This window comes from Fontibacterium abundans (SeqCode) (assembly GCF_965235095.1).
GTDB classification, from domain to species: Bacteria; Pseudomonadota; Alphaproteobacteria; order Pelagibacterales; family Pelagibacteraceae; genus Fontibacterium; species Fontibacterium abundans.
In genome coordinates, this window is record NZ_OZ249405.1 from 765,842 (window position 1) to 781,306 (window position 15,465).

The 15,465-nt window shown below is 26.6% G+C and carries 19 protein-coding genes; 14 read left to right on the forward strand and 5 right to left on the reverse strand.

Going from position 1 to position 15,465, the window contains the following annotated elements; all coding sequences use genetic code 11:
* Positions 1–4 precede the first annotated feature (4 nt).
* The 3 genes from AC8GER_RS04245 (at position 5) to AC8GER_RS04255 (ending at position 2,404) form a co-directional block, all read left to right on the forward strand.
* Entirely contained in the window at positions 5–667 is a 663-nt protein-coding gene (locus AC8GER_RS04245; protein ID WP_506597627.1) for a uracil-DNA glycosylase family protein, read from the forward strand.
* Complete coding sequence (gene rnhB / locus AC8GER_RS04250) at positions 667–1,257, forward strand: ribonuclease HII (protein WP_506597628.1); 591 nt, start codon at positions 667–669, stop codon at positions 1,255–1,257. The genes AC8GER_RS04245 and rnhB overlap by 1 nt, the downstream gene beginning before the upstream one ends.
* Positions 1,258–1,333: 76 nt before the next feature.
* Positions 1,334–2,404 (forward strand): site-specific DNA-methyltransferase, encoded by a 1,071-nt coding sequence (locus tag AC8GER_RS04255; protein ID WP_506597629.1) that lies wholly within the window; start codon positions 1,334–1,336, stop codon positions 2,402–2,404.
* Here AC8GER_RS04255 and AC8GER_RS04260 read toward each other — a convergent pair.
* The gene (locus AC8GER_RS04260; protein ID WP_506597630.1) at positions 2,388–3,587 is read right to left on the reverse strand and encodes an FAD-dependent monooxygenase; all 1,200 of its coding nucleotides are present in this window, start codon (positions 3,585–3,587) and stop codon (positions 2,388–2,390) included. The two genes, AC8GER_RS04255 and AC8GER_RS04260, sit on opposite strands and share 17 nt — an antisense overlap.
* Positions 3,580–4,629, reverse strand: coding sequence for an A/G-specific adenine glycosylase (locus AC8GER_RS04265; protein WP_506597631.1), 1,050 nt, complete (start codon positions 4,627–4,629; stop codon positions 3,580–3,582). The genes AC8GER_RS04260 and AC8GER_RS04265 overlap by 8 nt, the downstream gene beginning before the upstream one ends.
* Before the next feature lie 4 nt (positions 4,630–4,633).
* Here AC8GER_RS04265 and AC8GER_RS04270 point away from each other — a divergent pair, with 4 nt between their 5' ends.
* The 8 genes from AC8GER_RS04270 to AC8GER_RS04305 are packed head-to-tail and all read left to right on the forward strand — an operon-like array spanning position 4,634 to position 10,709.
* A complete protein-coding gene (locus AC8GER_RS04270) occupies positions 4,634–5,074 on the forward strand; it encodes a DciA family protein (protein ID WP_506597632.1) in 441 nt (146 codons plus the stop codon).
* Positions 5,075–5,081: 7 nt separating this feature from the next.
* Positions 5,082–5,687, forward strand: a complete 606-nt coding sequence (locus AC8GER_RS04275) for a thioredoxin domain-containing protein (protein WP_506578695.1) — start codon at positions 5,082–5,084, stop codon at positions 5,685–5,687.
* Positions 5,684–8,326 (forward strand): chromosome segregation SMC family protein, encoded by a 2,643-nt coding sequence (locus tag AC8GER_RS04280; RefSeq protein WP_506597633.1) that lies wholly within the window; start codon positions 5,684–5,686, stop codon positions 8,324–8,326. Before AC8GER_RS04275 ends, AC8GER_RS04280 begins: the two co-directional genes overlap by 4 nt.
* A gap of 6 nt (positions 8,327–8,332) precedes the next feature.
* Positions 8,333–8,605 (forward strand): AtpZ/AtpI family protein, encoded by a 273-nt coding sequence (locus AC8GER_RS04285; protein WP_506597634.1) that lies wholly within the window; start codon positions 8,333–8,335, stop codon positions 8,603–8,605.
* Between the two features lie 4 nt (positions 8,606–8,609).
* On the forward strand, positions 8,610–9,344 hold the full coding sequence (locus AC8GER_RS04290; RefSeq protein WP_506597635.1) for a F0F1 ATP synthase subunit A: 735 nt from the start codon (positions 8,610–8,612) through the stop codon (positions 9,342–9,344).
* 34 nt (positions 9,345–9,378) lie between these two features.
* On the forward strand, positions 9,379–9,606 hold the full coding sequence (locus AC8GER_RS04295) for a F0F1 ATP synthase subunit C (protein WP_017943645.1): 228 nt from the start codon (positions 9,379–9,381) through the stop codon (positions 9,604–9,606).
* 34 nt (positions 9,607–9,640) lie between these two features.
* On the forward strand, positions 9,641–10,219 hold the full coding sequence (locus AC8GER_RS04300; protein WP_506597636.1) for a F0F1 ATP synthase subunit B: 579 nt from the start codon (positions 9,641–9,643) through the stop codon (positions 10,217–10,219).
* Complete coding sequence (locus AC8GER_RS04305; protein ID WP_506597637.1) at positions 10,212–10,709, forward strand: F0F1 ATP synthase subunit B family protein; 498 nt, start codon at positions 10,212–10,214, stop codon at positions 10,707–10,709. The genes AC8GER_RS04300 and AC8GER_RS04305 overlap by 8 nt, the downstream gene beginning before the upstream one ends.
* Here the strand turns inward: AC8GER_RS04305 and AC8GER_RS04310 are convergent.
* On the reverse strand, positions 10,706–10,945 hold the full coding sequence (locus AC8GER_RS04310) for a CDGSH iron-sulfur domain-containing protein (RefSeq protein ID WP_506597638.1): 240 nt from the start codon (positions 10,943–10,945) through the stop codon (positions 10,706–10,708). The genes AC8GER_RS04305 and AC8GER_RS04310 overlap by 4 nt on opposite strands.
* 151 nt (positions 10,946–11,096) lie before the next feature.
* Between AC8GER_RS04310 and ispH the strand changes: the two genes are divergently transcribed.
* Genes ispH through rnhA form a run of 3 tightly spaced genes read left to right on the forward strand, consistent with a single transcriptional unit; the run spans position 11,097 to position 13,440 of the window.
* Positions 11,097–12,047 carry a 4-hydroxy-3-methylbut-2-enyl diphosphate reductase gene (gene ispH, locus AC8GER_RS04315; protein ID WP_506597639.1) on the forward strand — a complete coding sequence of 317 codons (951 nt, stop codon included), beginning with the start codon at positions 11,097–11,099 and terminating at the stop codon, positions 12,045–12,047.
* A complete protein-coding gene (locus tag AC8GER_RS04320; RefSeq protein ID WP_506597640.1) occupies positions 12,047–13,006 on the forward strand; it encodes a homoserine kinase in 960 nt (319 codons plus the stop codon). Before ispH ends, AC8GER_RS04320 begins: the two co-directional genes overlap by 1 nt.
* Positions 13,006–13,440 (forward strand): ribonuclease HI, encoded by a 435-nt coding sequence (gene rnhA / locus AC8GER_RS04325; RefSeq protein ID WP_506597641.1) that lies wholly within the window; start codon positions 13,006–13,008, stop codon positions 13,438–13,440. Before AC8GER_RS04320 ends, rnhA begins: the two co-directional genes overlap by 1 nt.
* Here the strand turns inward: rnhA and thrC are convergent.
* On the reverse strand, positions 13,424–14,824 hold the full coding sequence (thrC, locus tag AC8GER_RS04330; RefSeq protein ID WP_506597642.1) for a threonine synthase: 1,401 nt from the start codon (positions 14,822–14,824) through the stop codon (positions 13,424–13,426). The two genes, rnhA and thrC, sit on opposite strands and share 17 nt — an antisense overlap.
* Positions 14,824–15,414 carry an SURF1 family protein gene (locus tag AC8GER_RS04335; RefSeq protein WP_506597643.1) on the reverse strand — a complete coding sequence of 197 codons (591 nt, stop codon included), beginning with the start codon at positions 15,412–15,414 and terminating at the stop codon, positions 14,824–14,826. The genes thrC and AC8GER_RS04335 overlap by 1 nt, the downstream gene beginning before the upstream one ends.
* Between the last annotated feature and the right edge of the window lie 51 nt (positions 15,415–15,465).

The window sequence follows — 15,465 nt, forward strand, 5'->3', positions numbered from 1 at the left end:
AAAAATGCTCAAAAAATATTTAAGTAATAAAACTATAAACCTACTGGAATACTATTCAACTTTAAATGTTAATAATATTTTTTCCAATGATATAACTAAATCTAATCACCAGTCCTTTGCTAATAAAGAACAGTTAGTTTCGCAACTATTTAAGGAGATTAATAATCAACTAAATACCAAAAATAATAATAATTTTTTTTACAAAGGAAATCCAGATTCTCAAATTATGATACTGGGGGATTGTCCGAATGATGATGATGTTAAAAATCAAGAAATCTTATCTGGATCTAGGGGTGAACTTTTGAATAAAATGCTATCATCAATATCTCTCGAGAAAGAGAAATATTATTTATCTAATATTTATTTTGAAAAGGATATTGATATTAGAAATAAAAGTAATTTTTACGAAGATATTTTAATTAAACATTTAAAAATTATCAAACCAAAATATATTTTATTACTTGGTGAAATTGCTTCTAACTTTTTTAATGATTCTAAAAATAAAATATTAGACATTCATGGAAAATGGGATTCAATTATTATTAATAAAGATAAATTTATAACATTCACAACTTTTGAACCAGAAAACTTATTAAGAGAGCCTGAAAATAAAAAATTATCATGGGAAGATCTTAAAAAATTTAGAAATGAAATATATAAAAACTAATGAATATTTTAAATGATCTTAAATTTGGCAAAAATATAATTGGTGTAGACGAAGTTGGCAGAGGATGCTTAGCCGGACCAGTTTTTGCTGCTGCGATTAAGTTAGATCAAAACAATTTTCCCGAAGGAATTAATGACTCTAAAAAACTTAACAAATCTAAAAGATTAGAAATATTTAAAGAACTTATTAAAAAATGTGAGTATAGCGTTGGTATCTCTTCTGTTAGAGAAATTGAAGAATTAAATATATTGCAGTCTTCTTTGCTTGCAATGAATAGAGCCTTAGAAAAAATTAATATTAAAAATCATGTTATTCTTGTTGATGGAAATTTTTCTCCTGACAAAAATAAAAATATTAGAACGGTTATTAAAGGCGATCAAAAATGCATTTCTATAGCAGCGGCATCTATAATAGCGAAAGTTTCTAGAGATTTATTTATGGAGGAACTGTCTTTAAAGTTTCCAAATTATAGTTGGGAAAAGAATTGCGGTTATGGAACAAAAAAACATCTAGAAGCTATTAAAAAATTTGGAATTACTGAGCATCATAGGAAGACTTTTTCCCCCATACACAACCTATTGATAAATTAAAAATTAAGACACAATCAATATGCAGACATAAGTTGACTGAGGGAGTCTTCTAATATTATTTTCTCTCCTTAGTTGTATGACAATAAATAGAGACACGATCATTCTTGGAGATTCATTAAAAGAATTAAAAAAAATTCCAAATGAAACTTTTGACTGTATTTTTGCAGATCCTCCTTACAATCTTCAATTACAAAGTAATTTAGAGAGACCAGATCATTCTAAAGTTAAAGCCGTAAACGATGATTGGGATAAATTTGATAGTTTAAAAAAATATGATGAATTTTCTATTTCATGGATCAACGAATGCAAAAGAGTTTTAAAACCGAATGGAACAATATGGGTAATCGGAACTTATCATAATATTTTTAGGTTAGGCAAAGTAATACAAGATAAAGATTTTTGGATTCTTAATGACATAATATGGAATAAAAGAAATCCTATGCCTAACTTTAAAGGAACAAGATTTACTAATGCTCACGAAACACTAATCTGGGCTTCTAAAAGCAAAAATTCAAAATACACTTTTAACTACAAATCATTAAAATGTTTTAATGATGACAAACAAATGAGATCTGATTGGGAATTGGCTCTTTGCACCGGAAACGAAAGAATAAAAAATGAAGAAGGTAATAAAGTTCATTCAACACAAAAACCCGAGGGCTTATTGTACAGAATTATTTTATCTTCGACTAAAAAAGATGATTTTATATTAGATCCATTTTTTGGTACTGGCACAACTGGAGCTGTTGCTAAAAAACTAGGACGATACTATTACGGAATAGAAAGTAATAAACAGTATTTTCAAACTGCTGAGACAAGAATAAAAAAAATAAAAAAAATTGACGATAATTTTTTAAAAACTATAGAGAACAAAAGAAATGAAAAAAGGATACCTTTTGGTTATTTAATTGAAAGTGGAATAATAGAACCTGGATTAAAATTATTTGATGCCAAAAATAAAATTCAGGCACATGTAATGGCTGATGGTAGTATTTTATACAAAGATATCACGGGATCTATTCATAGCGTTGGTGCTAAAGCACAAGGAACCGAAAGCTGCAACGGTTGGTCTTTTTGGCATATTAAAATGGAAAATAAATTATATCCACTGGATCACTTAAGAGAAAAAATCAGAAAAAATAACTAGAACTTCTTGGATTGTAATTAAAAATCCATCCAAATATAAGTTTTTTTGCTAAAAAAGATTTCTTTATTATCTTGAACAAAATACTTCTCAAAACAATAAAGAATGGATTTTTCAAGTGAAATAAAAAAACATTTAGATGTGATCTAAGAATTATTCTTCTAACTCTACTGTTCCGTTTATTAAAATAAAATACACCTAAGTTATTAGTAACATTCTTAACAATTTGTTCATACAAAACATAGGAATCCTCAATTGCTAGTGCTGCTCCCTGCGCCTGAAATGGCACTGTGCCATGGGAAGAATCTCCTATAAAAATTTGATTATCTCTATAAAAAACTCTCTTTTTTAAAGAAAATATCGGCCATCGATATACTTCATGCAATGTATCTAGCGTTTCTCTTAAAATTTTATTTTCTGAAAAAAATAAACTTCTAAACTGATCCGCTGGAAATGGAATTGAATAATTTACATCATCGCTTGTATACGTTGTTTTTTTTGAAGATTTACTAATTCCAGTAAAACTTAAATCATTTTGATTGTTAATAAAATAAGTTACCAAATGTTTATTGCCGCTAAGCCATAAACGAACAACATCATTCTCTAATGAATATTTTGAATAAAAGTTCTTTAACACTCCTCTGTAAGCGTAAAAATTTGTATTTTTAATAATATTATTATCTAACCTAGACTTTGAAAACATTCCATCTGCAGAAACTAACAGATCACAATAATCTTCTGAACCATCGCTAAATTTAACTCTAATAATATTATGATCCTTAATGGTTTTTACAACTTGTTTGTTATAAAAAATTTCCTTAGGAGTTAAATTTTTTTCTAGAAATTTTATTAAAATATTTCTATCGCAGGTTAGGTAAGGAATTTTATCACTAACAATATTTTGAAGATTCATCCTAACTTCAAACTTACTTGTAAAATCACCAGAATGTACTGGGTTAATACTTAAATAATTAATTCTGTGAAAATTATTGTTTAAAAAAAATTTTGTATCTAAAAAATCTAGTATTCTTACTGCATTTGGAGTTAACTGTATTCCGGTAGGTCTTGATGACTTTCTTTCAAATCTTTCGTATATCCTAAAATTATTAAAATTACTTTTTTTAAGGAAATTGGCTAGAGTTAATCCAGCAATACCTCCTCCGACGATAATAATTTTTTTAAACATATTTAATTTTTTTTGTTTTTACTAATTCTATAAATTTTTTTGAAAAACTTGATAATAATGAATTATCTATTTTATTATAATTTATCCAGTAAAATTGATTATCATTTATCTTTTTAATTCTTTTAAAAAGAACAATTTTAATTAACATTTTAATATTAGAAATGTTATGAACGAAATTTTTCTTAATTATTTTAGGCTCCCCTTCAAAATGAAAATTATTTTTTTTAAAATTCATATCAAATAAATTTTTTTTATAACTAATTAACGGAAGATTTGCAAAATCTTGTAATAATTTATTTTTGTTATTAAAAAATAAAATTTTATTTTTTTCTAAAGCATATAATAAATAATATTTTTTAATATTAACTTTTTTTTTATTAATTATTTTATAATCGAAATCTTTATTTTTAAAAGAAATACAATTTTTTTTTAAAGGACAAATATTACATCTTGGATTTTGTGGAGCGCATATTAATGCTCCCATCTCCATTAATGCTTGCGCAAATTTAGAAAATTTATCTTCTGACTTAATTTGTTTTAGTTTTAAAAGAATGCTATTTTTAAAATTCTTTTTATTATTTTTATAACCAAATAATCTAGCTACAAATCTTTCGACGTTTCCGTCTACACCTATAAAATCTTTATTAAATGCTATAGCCATTATAGCTGATGCGGTATAATCGCCTATTCCTGGAAAACTCTTTAAAGTTTCAAAGTCAGCAGGAAGTATTCCTTTATATTGGGACTGAACTATTTTTGCAGTGTTAAGTAAATTTTTTGCTCTAGAATAATATCCAAGTCCCTGCCAAAGTTTATAAACTTTATTTAAATTTGCTTTAGATAATTTTTTTAAATTAGGAAATGCTTTTAAAAACTTATTAAAAAAAGGAATCACTGTTTTAACTTGAGTTTGTTGAAGCATAAACTCACTGACTAAAACTTTATAAATTCTATCCTGAAAACCTCGATATCTTCGCCATGGTAAATCTCTTTGATGATTATCGTACCAAGCAAGAATTTTATTTGATAAAACATTTTTCATGGTGATGGATAAATCTTCAAATAAATTATTTACTCAAGGTTTAAGACCTTTGCAAAGTTTATTACCAGAAAATGCAAAAAAAATACTAAAAAAAGACGGCTTTGTATATTTTGAAATAATTAAAAATTGGAAAAACATTGTTGGTGAAAAAATGTTTAAAAATGTCGCTCCTTTAAAAATTAAAAAAATTAATAATGAAAATATTCTCTCAGTAAATGTTAACAAAAATATAATGATAGAAATTGAATATTCGAGAGATCAAATTATTGAAAAAATTAATAGCTATCTCGGATTTAATGCTATTAATAAAATACAAATTATATCTAAAGATTCTTCTTTTGAGATTAAAAAGAAAAAAATCATATTAAGTGAAAATATTTTAAAAAAAATAAATGAAATTAAAAGTGAAAATTTAAAAAAAATTTTTTTAAAACTTAATAAATAAAATTATAATGACTATAATAAAAAATTATTTAAAAAATATTTTAATCGTTTCTTCTTTTATATTATTTAGCTCTTTTTCTTATGGACAAAATAATGAGGAAATATTCATTGGTAATAAAAACGCAAAAGTAGAAATTAAAATTTACAGTTCATTTACATGTCCGCATTGCGCTAATTTTCATAAGAACACTTATCCAAAATTAGTAAAGGAATATGCAAGTAAGGATTTAATTAAAATTAGCTTTATTGATTTTCCACTAGATATTGCAGCATTAAATGCATCAAAAATTGTTAGATGCTCGGCAAAAGAATCAAGTATCTTGCTAATTGATGAGATTTATAAAAATCAAAATGCTTGGTCCGCAGGAGACAAGATACAAGAAATTAATAAAAAATTATTTTTGATAGCTAATAAATTTAATTTATCTGATGAAAAACTTTCAAACTGTTTAAAGGATCAAAAATTGGAGGAAAAAATATTAAACGATAGAATTGATGGTCAAAAAAAATATTCTATTAACTCTACTCCTACTATTATTATTAATGAAAAAAAATTTGAAGGAAATCTTACTTTTGAAAATTTATCAAAAGAAATATCTAAAAAATTAAAATGAAATTTAAAAAACTAGAAATAGTTGGTTTCAAATCATTTGCCGATAGAACTCATTTATTAATTGAGGATGGCCTTACAGGAATTGTTGGGCCAAATGGTTGTGGAAAATCAAATATTGTCGAAGCTTTAAGATGGTGTATGGGAGAAACTTCCGCAAAAAGCCTGAGAGGTAGCGGCATGGAGGATGTAATATTTTCTGGAACATCAAACCGCCCTTCTAAAAATATTGCTGAGGTTAATGTTCTTCTAGAAAATAACGAAAATATTCCTCAATTTAGGGATACTCCAGAAATAGAAGTGAAAAGAAGAATAGAAAAAGACAAAGGCTCTAGTTACTACATTAATGGAAAAGAAGTTCGGGCAAGAGACGTGCAAATATTATTTGCGGACCTTTCTACAGGAGCTCACTCTCCGTCAATGGTAAGTCAGGGAAAAGTTGGATCTTTAATTACTGCAAAGCCTACGGATAGAAGAGCAATATTAGAAGAGGCCGCTGGTATTGGAGGACTTCACGCTAGAAGACATGAAGCTGAGCTAAGATTAAATGCTGCAGAAAATAATCTTAAAAAAGCAGACGACATAATGAAGCAAATCGAACTTCAGTTAAAAAATTTATTAAAACAAGCAGAAGAGGCCTCAAGATATAAAACAATATCAAATGATATTAAAAAAAGTGAAGCATTGCTCTCTTATTTAAAAATTCAAGAAATTAATAAAGAACTCAAAGAAAGTCAGGAAGGCTTAAACGAAATTGATGATGATATTAGTGCAGTAACAATTGAAAAAAATTATAGCAGCGAACTATTAGAAAGTGAAAACAAAAGAATTAAGCCTCTAAGAAATGATTTTGCAGAAATTACAAGCAAACTACAAAGACTAAATCTAGAATATGAAGATTTATTCAAGCAAGAACAAAGAACTAAAGAAGAATCTGAAAAACTTAGAATTGATTTAAAAAATACTAATGATGATCTGCAGAGTGAAAATATTAACATTAATAATGCTAACTCTAATATTAAGCGATTAACGGAAGAAAAGTCTGAAATATTAGAGTTTGAAAAAACTTATTATGAAATTGAAAATAAAACTAATAACGATTTTAAAAAAATTTCAGAAGAATTAAATCTTGAACAAAAAGCACTTGAGAATCTATCGGAGAAAATATTTGCAAATATTGAAAATACCGAAACTAAAAATGCTATTAATAATTATTTAAATTATTTTAAAAATTTTAGTAATAACCAGTCTAGAATATTAAATGATACAATAAATAATTTTGAAAACATTGGATCTCAAAAGGTTAAAGAAAATTTAAGAAATGTTCTAATTAGTTTTGAAGAAACATCTAAAAATATTGAAAATTTACATAATCTAATCAAGAAAGATCATGAACAATTATCAACTTTTAATAAAGAAGATGTAAAGAACGAATTTACTCAAAAAACTTTTTTACTTAAAGAACTACAAGAAAAATATGCAGTATTTCTAAGCAAGTATGAAACGATAAAGAACGATTCTATTAAAAGAAAAGAAAGAGTTAAGAGTATTGATACTGAAATAGATAACTGGCGTAATTTAGAACAAAACTCAAAAACAAAGTCAGAAAGTCTTTTATCAAGACTAAAAAATTTAGAAAAAGAAATCACTAAAATTCAAATTAAGCCAAGTGAAATTGGTGAGCAAAAAGGATTTTATCAAGAAAATATAAAAAATACTGAAGAGGCTAGAACAAAGATTAATTCTGAAATTGAAATTGCAGAAAATAAAATCACGGAAATTAATAAGGTTTTAACAGATATTAATGAAAAGGTTCTGATTGGACGTGAGAAAAAAGTGCGCTTCGAAACGCTTATAGATAATCATAAGGTAAAAATTACAGAGTTAGAAAATAAAGTTAAGGAAGATTTTAAATGTTCAATAGACGATCTATTAAATGAAGAGGATAAATTAACTATTGAAAATACAAGTATTGAAAAAACAGAGGTCTCATTAAAAGCTCTTAAAGATGAAAGAGATAATATGGGCGCTGTAAATTTAAGAGCAGATGATGAAACTAAAAATCTTGAAAATCAAATAAATAAAATGATGGAAGATAGAAAAGATCTTCTGGCTGGAATATTAAAACTAAAATCTAGCATTAACCAATTAAATCAAAAAGGAAGGGAAAAACTGATCGATGCCTATGATAAAGTGGGAAGAAAATTTAATGACGTATATACAAAATTATTCGGAGGAGGAAATGCTAGGCTTGAACTTATAGAATCTGACGATCCTTTGGAAGCTGGTTTAGAACTTTTAGTAAGTCCTCCTGGAAAAAAATTGCAGTCAATTACTTTGCTATCGGGTGGCGAACAGGCTTTGACTGCTATGGCTTTAATTTTTGCAGTATTCTTAATTAACCCAGCTCCTATTTGCATTTTGGATGAGGTAGATGCTCCACTGGACGATGCAAACGTTACAAGATTTTGTTCGTTAATAGAAGAGTTAACAAAAATTACCGAAACAAAATTTATAGTTATTACTCACCATGCTTTGACAATGTCTAGAATGAATAGATTGTACGGGGTAACGATGGCTGAGAGAGGTGTAAGTCAACTGGTCGCTGTGGATCTTGAAAAAGCAGAAGAAATGGTAGCATAAAGGTCAATGTCAGAATTTGACGATCTTAAAAAGAAGATCGAGTTAACTAAAAATAAAAATAAGATTAATTTATCCAAAAATAATAATAATACACTCGGTTTAGCATTAAGAATTAGCACAGAACTTGTTGCTGCAGTTTTTGTCGCAACTTTTATTGGTTACTACCTAGATAAATGGTTAGGAACTAAGCCAATTTTTATAATAATTCTATTTATAGTTGGTATTGCGGCTGGAATATTTAATGTTGTGCGATCTGCAAAAATGATTAATAAAGGCTAAATTTATGGCAACTAATCCAATGCAACAATTTGAGGTTCACAGAATAGGACCTTCCCTATCTTTCAATGGAGTGGACCTATCTTTTACAAACTCAAGTCTTTTTATGCTTATTAGTTCAATATTAATTATTATTTTTTTTATAGCAGGAACTAGCAGAGTTAATATTGTTCCTGGCAAGATTCAGTTACTTAATGAGTTGGTCTTCAATTTTATTTCTAAAATGATTAATGAAACCGTTGGTCCAAATGCCAGACCTTATTTTTCTTTTATCTTAACTATATTTTTATTTATTTTAACCCTAAATATGGTTGGTTTATTGCCCTATGCCTTCACTGTTACAAGTCAGATAATTATTACATTCTTTCTTGCTGCTGTAATATTTGTTGGAGTAACAATAGTTGGGTTTGCAAAAAACGGCATTGGATTTTTAAAAATATTTGCTCCCTCAGGAGTACCTATTTTTTTATTTCCCATTATAGTTGCAATTGAAATTATATCTTTTTTAAGCAGACCTGTAAGTTTGTCAGTTCGTTTATTTGCAAATATGCTTGCCGGGCATACAATGCTTAAAGTGTTTGGTGGTTTTGTTGTAAGTCTAGGTATTGTTGGAGGGTGGCTTCCTTTAAGCTTTTCTGTTGCTTTAACAGCACTAGAAATATTGGTAGCTTTTTTACAAGCTTATGTATTTGCAGTTTTATCGTGTATTTATTTAAATGATGCTTTAAATATGCATCACTAAAAAATTAACAACTAACAAAAAAAGGAGAAAAAAAATGGAACTAGCAGCAGCAAAAATGATAGGAGCTGGATTAGCAGCAATAGCTTTGGCTGGAGTTGGAGTAGGTATGGGAACAATATTCGGCAACTATTTATCGGCAGCTATAAGAAATCCTTCTGCAGCTCAAAAACAATTTCCTACTTTATTATTAGGATTTGCTCTTACAGAAGCTATAGGTTTATTTGCTTTAGTTATCGCTCTTTTAATACTTTTTGCATTTTAATTATTAAAATTAATTAATTTAATAATTTTAAGTAATGAAGAACAAAAGTGTAGCTATTATAATTTATTTGCTATTTTCTAATAAAATAGCATTTGCCAAAGAAGGCATGCCTCAACTTAATCCAGAGTTTTGGTTATCTCAAATCTTATGGTTAACTATAATTTTTGTAATACTATATTTTTTAATTCAGAAGTTTTTTAGTCCTAAATTGTTTGCATTAATAGACTCAAGAACAAATTTTATTAAATCACTTTTAGAAGAGGCTGAGAGTTGCAAGAATCAAATTCAAAAATTAGAAAATGAATATAATCTAATTATTTCTGAAGCGAAAAATCAATCACAGAAAATATCTATAAAATTAAAAAATGATTTTAATGACAAAATTTCTTTGAAAAGAAAAGAATTTGAAAATATACTAAATTCAGAAACCGTAAAAGCTGAGGAGGAAATAAATAATTTTAAAAAACAAACTTTAGAAAATATTCAAAATATAGCTGGAGATTTTTCTAAAGAATTAATAGAAAAAATAACTGGCACAGCTCCTAACAGCAGCAATCTCAATGCGGTGATTTTGGAGATCTCTAACAAAGAAAAAAAATCTCAATATGTTTGATGCGACTTTCTGGGTAGCAATATCCTTTGTAATTTTTTGCTTAATAATTATCTATAAAAAAATTCCTCAGGTAATTAACAATTTGTTAGATAACAAAATTAATGAAATTAAATCTGAAATAGATAATGCAAAAAATTTAAAAAACGAAAGTGAACAATTGCTACTAAAATACAAAAGAAAGATAGAAGAAGCCCATACTGAAAGTGGTAAAATTATTAATAGTGAAAAAAAAGAAACTGAAATTTTTATTAAAGAATCGGAAAATAAATTTGAACAATTAATTGCTAATAAAAAAAAATCATTAGAACAAAAATTAGATCAAATGAGAATTAAGGCGATCAAAGATATACAAAATATATCCAATAAAATTGCTCTAGAAGCGGTAAAAAAAATAATATCAAATTCCACTAATGATGAAAAAATGAAAGCGGTAAATCAAAAAAACCTGGAAAAAATTTTTGTTAATTTAAAGAATTCTAAAACTTCTTAACTTTTTGAGTGAGACCCATCACAAAAAGGTTTTTTATTTGTTTTTTTGCACCCGCATAAAAAATAAGATTTGTCTTCTTGTACTGTAAATTTAATAGGTGCTAAATTTGTAGTCTTATGAGAGCCATCACAAAAAGTACCGTCTTTAGATAGTCCGCAGGCACACCAGTAATAATCTTTGTCTTTTTGTAAATGGACTTTTATTGGATTTTGTTTTTTAATAAATTTTTCTTGCATGTTATTATAGCATAAATTGTATCTTAAGTTATTTCAATGAACAAAAAATTAACTTTAATTAGATGTGAATTTATAGATACTATTTATATTTATTGGTTTGGTCTCTATAAAGCTTCCTAATATAATACTAAGTTCAATATTTAAAAATTTAATGGAACAGAAAATTGTAAACGTATTTCTAGCAAGTCCAAGAGGATTTTGTGCGGGCGTAGATAGAGCAGTTGAAATCGTAAAAAAAACTATTAATAAATTTGGAGCTCCAGTTTATGTGAGACACGAAATAGTACACAATCAATTTGTCGTTGAAAATCTAAAATCGCTTGGAGCAATATTTGTTGAAGAGCTTTCTGAAATAAAAGATAAATCTAGACCTGTTATATTCTCAGCTCACGGGGTTCCTAAAAAAGTAATTAATGAAGCAAAATTAAATAACATTATTTATATAGACGCAACATGCCCTTTGGTTACAAAAGTTCATAAGGAGGCTGAAATGTTAGCAGAGGAAGAGTTTAATATTATTTTTATTGGTCATAAAAACCACCCAGAAGTAATTGGAACTATAGGACAAATAAATAGTAATTATATTACATTAATTGAAAATAAAGACGATGTAGATAGTTATTTTCCAAAAATTAAAAATAATAAATTTGCATATATCACGCAAACTACTCTTTCAGTAGATGATACTTTGGAAATTATATCCTTATTGAAAAAAAAATATCCTTCAATAAAAGAACCAATTAAAAGTGACATTTGTTATGCAACTACAAATCGCCAAGAAGCTGTTAAACAAATTGCAAAAAAATGTGATTTATTTTTAATTGTTGGTAGCAAGAGCTCTTCTAACTCGCAAAGATTAGTAGAAGTTGCAAAAAGATTTGGTTGCAAGGAAAGTATCCTGATGCATTCTGATCAAGCATTGCCTGTTGATAAAATTAAAAATTCTAAAAATATAGGTATTAGTTCTGGCGCCTCAGCTCCCGAAATATTAGTTGAGAATTTAATTAAAGAAATTAAAAGTATTACCAATATTAAACTTGAAGAAGTAATTACTTCAGTTGAAAAGGTTTCTTTTAAACTTCCTACAATGCTCATTAAATAATGGCTGTATATACTAAATTAGAACATCCAGAAGTGGAGCAATTTTTAGAGCAGTACAATATTAATAACTTTAAAGATTATAAAGGAATTACAGAGGGAGTAGAAAATACAAATTATTTTATAAAAACATCAGAACAAGATTACATTCTTACTATTTATGAAAAAAGAGTTGATGAAAATGATTTGCCGTTTTTTATAAAATTGCTGTCTAGCTTATCAGATAATAGATTTCCTTGCCCAAAACCCATTGCAAATAAAAAGAATGAAAAAATTAATAAAATTAAGAATAAAAATGCTGCTTTAGTAACTTTTTTAAATGGACAATCTAAGAATAAAATAACTAGTGAAGACTGTTTTGAAATAGGAAAAATAACAGCGCAATTACACGAGATAACAAAAAAATTTAAAATTAGTAGAAAAAATAATTTATCTATTGAAAGTTGGCAAAATATTTTTGAAAAAACTATTAAAAAAAAAATAGATTTAGACGAATCTATTATTAAAAAAACTAATAATTATTTAAATTTTTTAAAAGATAAATGGCCTAAAAATTTACCTAAAGGGATTATACATGCAGATTTATTTCCAGATAATATATTTTTTACAAAGAATAAAGTTTCGGGAATTATAGATTTTTATTTCGCGTGCAACGATTTCTTTGCTTATGAAATAGCAATTTGCTTAAACTCTATATGTTTTGATAACAATTCTACATTCAATATGACAAAAGCCAAAAATCTTATAGATGGATATTCATCAATAAGAGCGTTGGGTGAAGATGAAAAAAAATATTTACCTATTCTTTGTATGGGTGCAGCTATGAGATTTTTTTTAACAAGGCTATATGATTTTTATAACACTGATAATAAAGCAGATGTTAAAATTAAAGACCCTTTTGAGTACTTTAAAAAAATTGAGTTTCATTCAACTATTAAAAATTTTAACGAATATTTTATTTAATGAATGAGATTATAATTTATACAGACGGTTCTTGCCTAGGTAATCCTGGAAAAGGAGGTTGGGCCGCTGTAATTATTAATGATAACAAAGAAGAGACAATATTTGGGTCTGAAAAAGAATCCACAAACAATAGAATGGAATTAACTGCGGCTATAAATGCTTTATTGAAAATTAAACAAGATAAAAAAATAAAGATTTATACAGACTCTAAATACGTCAAAGACGGCATTGAAAAATGGATTAATAATTGGAAATTAAATAATTGGAAAAATTCCAACAAAAAAGATGTAAAAAATAAAGATCTTTGGACAAAATTAGATAATGTAATTAGTAAAAAGCAAATTACTTGGAACTGGGTAAAAGCTCACTCTATAAACGAATATAATAACAAAGTAGATATTCTTGCAAGGAACGCCGCTAATGCAAACGATTAGCTCTTATATAATTTTTAATTTTATTTAAGTTATTAGGCAACACGTTATAAAATTCTTTCTTTTTAAGATTTTTACTAATTTCACTAGGGATCTTTGGATTTCTCCTTAATATTTTATAAATAGTTTCTGCAAATTTAGCGGGATGTGCGGTTTCTAAACAAAATAGATTCTCTGGTTTTTTGCTATGATTTAAATAATAATCTTCCAAAGCCTTTAATCCAACGGAGGAATGCGGATCTAATATTTTATTATTATATTTATAAACTGATTTAATAGTGTTTTTAGTATTATCTGCATTTACAGACTTGGAATAAAAAATATTTTTAATTTTATTTAAAATATTCCGATCTATCTTATAAAAACCCATGCTATTAAGCTGCTTCATTAACTCCGATATTTTTTTAGAATTATTTTTATAGTAAGAAGAAATTAATCTTTCAAAGTTACTCGCCACTTGTATGTCCATACTTGGGGAAATACTAAATTTTACTTTTGACGGCCTATAAATTCCATTTTTCAAAAATTTATATAAAAGATCATTTTCATTTGTCGCAATAATTAATTTAGATATAGGTAAGCCCATTTTGTAAGCAATATAACCAGCATAAATATCTCCAAAATTTCCTGTTGGGACTGAAAAAACACTTTTTTTATTTTTTTCAGATAAACGAAAATGTGAATAAAAATAGTAAACTATTTGAACAACAATTCTTGCCCAATTTATTGAGTTAACTCCTGACATGTTAATAGATCTTCTAAAGTGACGATCATTAAACATTGATTTTACTAATGTTTGACAATCATCAAATGACCCCTTAACCGCAATATTAAACACGTTCTTTGAATTCACTGTAGTCATAAGCTTCCTCTGGGTTATAGAAACTTTTCCTTTTGGATGTAAAACAAAAATTCTTAAATTTTTTTTATTTTTTACAGCATCAATAGCTGCGGCACCGGTATCACCAGATGTTGCTGTAACTAGATTAATTCTATTTTTGCTTTTTGAAAGAATAGTTTCATACATATTGCCTATCACTTGCATTGCAATATCTTTGAAAGCTAAAGTTGGGCCGTGGTACAGTTCTACTAAATTAAATTTTTTTACTCTTGAAAATTTTACTACATTGTTACTGTCAAATTCTTTATAAGACCTTTTTATAATTTTTTTTAATTCATTTTTTGAAAAAGTATTGCCTGTGTAAATCTTAATAATTTCATAAGCTAAATCATTGTAATTTAATTTTGATAATCTTTTCAATGCAGACTTGGATAAGCGCGGTATCTTTTGAGGAATATAAAGGCCACCATCGTGGGCAAGCCCATTTAGAAAAGTATCAATAAAATTATAAGTTTTTTTATTGTTTCTAGTACTGATGTATTTCATTAAAATTTCTTTCTATAATATAAAAAAAAAATTATAGTAAATAATGCTAAGCCATACCATGTTATAGCATATTGCAAATGATTATTTGGCAGACGAACCTCATAATCATTAGGAATAATATCTTTGTTAGTTTTTGAAGTTTGAATAATTAATAATGGATAAATATTCTTGTTTAGAGATTTCTTCAAATTATCAATCTCAACTGAATATAAAAAATCTTCTTTAATATTATTATTGGGAGTAAATAAGTTTTTTTCTCTTATTTTCTTTGTATAACCTTCAATAATATCGTCATTAAATAAGGTATTTTTTATTAAATTAATCTTATCTTTTCTAATCCATCCTTTATCCACTAAAACTAATAACGAACTATTAATTTCATAAGGGACTATAACTTTGAAACCTATCTCTCCTTTATTAAGATGATATAAAAATATTTTTGTATTTAAATCTTTTTTTTTAAATAAAATTTTTGTATATTCTTTATCTATATCTACGTTAAAATTAATTGAACTTGTTTTTAGATTTTTTTCTAAATCAGAAATTAAGTTTTTTTTTAAATACAGTCTATAAACTTGCCACGTTCCCAAAGAGAGAACGGTGAATATAAAAAATATAAAGAATATGTCTAATGATTTAAT

Bases quoted from the DNA above. Each gene is read 5' to 3' on its own strand.
- AC8GER_RS04255 (WP_506597629.1), top strand. From the start codon at position 1,334: ATGACAATAAATAGAGACACGATCATTCTTGGAGATTCATTAAAAGAA.
- rnhB (WP_506597628.1), top strand. From the start codon at position 667: ATGAATATTTTAAATGATCTTAAATTTGGCAAAAATATAATTGGTGTA.
- AC8GER_RS04265 (WP_506597631.1), bottom strand. From the start codon at position 4,629: ATGAAAAATGTTTTATCAAATAAAATTCTTGCTTGGTACGATAATCAT.
- AC8GER_RS04290 (WP_506597635.1), top strand. From the start codon at position 8,610: ATGGCAACTAATCCAATGCAACAATTTGAGGTTCACAGAATAGGACCT.
- ispH (WP_506597639.1), top strand. From the start codon at position 11,097: ATGGAACAGAAAATTGTAAACGTATTTCTAGCAAGTCCAAGAGGATTT.
- AC8GER_RS04300 (WP_506597636.1), top strand. From the start codon at position 9,641: ATGAAGAACAAAAGTGTAGCTATTATAATTTATTTGCTATTTTCTAAT.
- rnhA (WP_506597641.1), top strand. From the start codon at position 13,006: ATGAATGAGATTATAATTTATACAGACGGTTCTTGCCTAGGTAATCCT.
- AC8GER_RS04320 (WP_506597640.1), top strand. From the start codon at position 12,047: ATGGCTGTATATACTAAATTAGAACATCCAGAAGTGGAGCAATTTTTA.
- AC8GER_RS04280 (WP_506597633.1), top strand. From the start codon at position 5,684: ATGAAATTTAAAAAACTAGAAATAGTTGGTTTCAAATCATTTGCCGAT.
- AC8GER_RS04245 (WP_506597627.1), top strand. From the start codon at position 5: ATGCTCAAAAAATATTTAAGTAATAAAACTATAAACCTACTGGAATAC.
- thrC (WP_506597642.1), bottom strand. From the start codon at position 14,824: ATGAAATACATCAGTACTAGAAACAATAAAAAAACTTATAATTTTATT.
- AC8GER_RS04305 (WP_506597637.1), top strand. From the start codon at position 10,212: ATGTTTGATGCGACTTTCTGGGTAGCAATATCCTTTGTAATTTTTTGC.
- AC8GER_RS04270 (WP_506597632.1), top strand. From the start codon at position 4,634: ATGGATAAATCTTCAAATAAATTATTTACTCAAGGTTTAAGACCTTTG.
- AC8GER_RS04310 (WP_506597638.1), bottom strand. From the start codon at position 10,945: ATGCAAGAAAAATTTATTAAAAAACAAAATCCAATAAAAGTCCATTTA.
- AC8GER_RS04295 (WP_017943645.1), top strand. From the start codon at position 9,379: ATGGAACTAGCAGCAGCAAAAATGATAGGAGCTGGATTAGCAGCAATA.
- AC8GER_RS04285 (WP_506597634.1), top strand. From the start codon at position 8,333: ATGTCAGAATTTGACGATCTTAAAAAGAAGATCGAGTTAACTAAAAAT.
- AC8GER_RS04275 (WP_506578695.1), top strand. From the start codon at position 5,082: ATGACTATAATAAAAAATTATTTAAAAAATATTTTAATCGTTTCTTCT.
- AC8GER_RS04260 (WP_506597630.1), bottom strand. From the start codon at position 3,587: ATGTTTAAAAAAATTATTATCGTCGGAGGAGGTATTGCTGGATTAACT.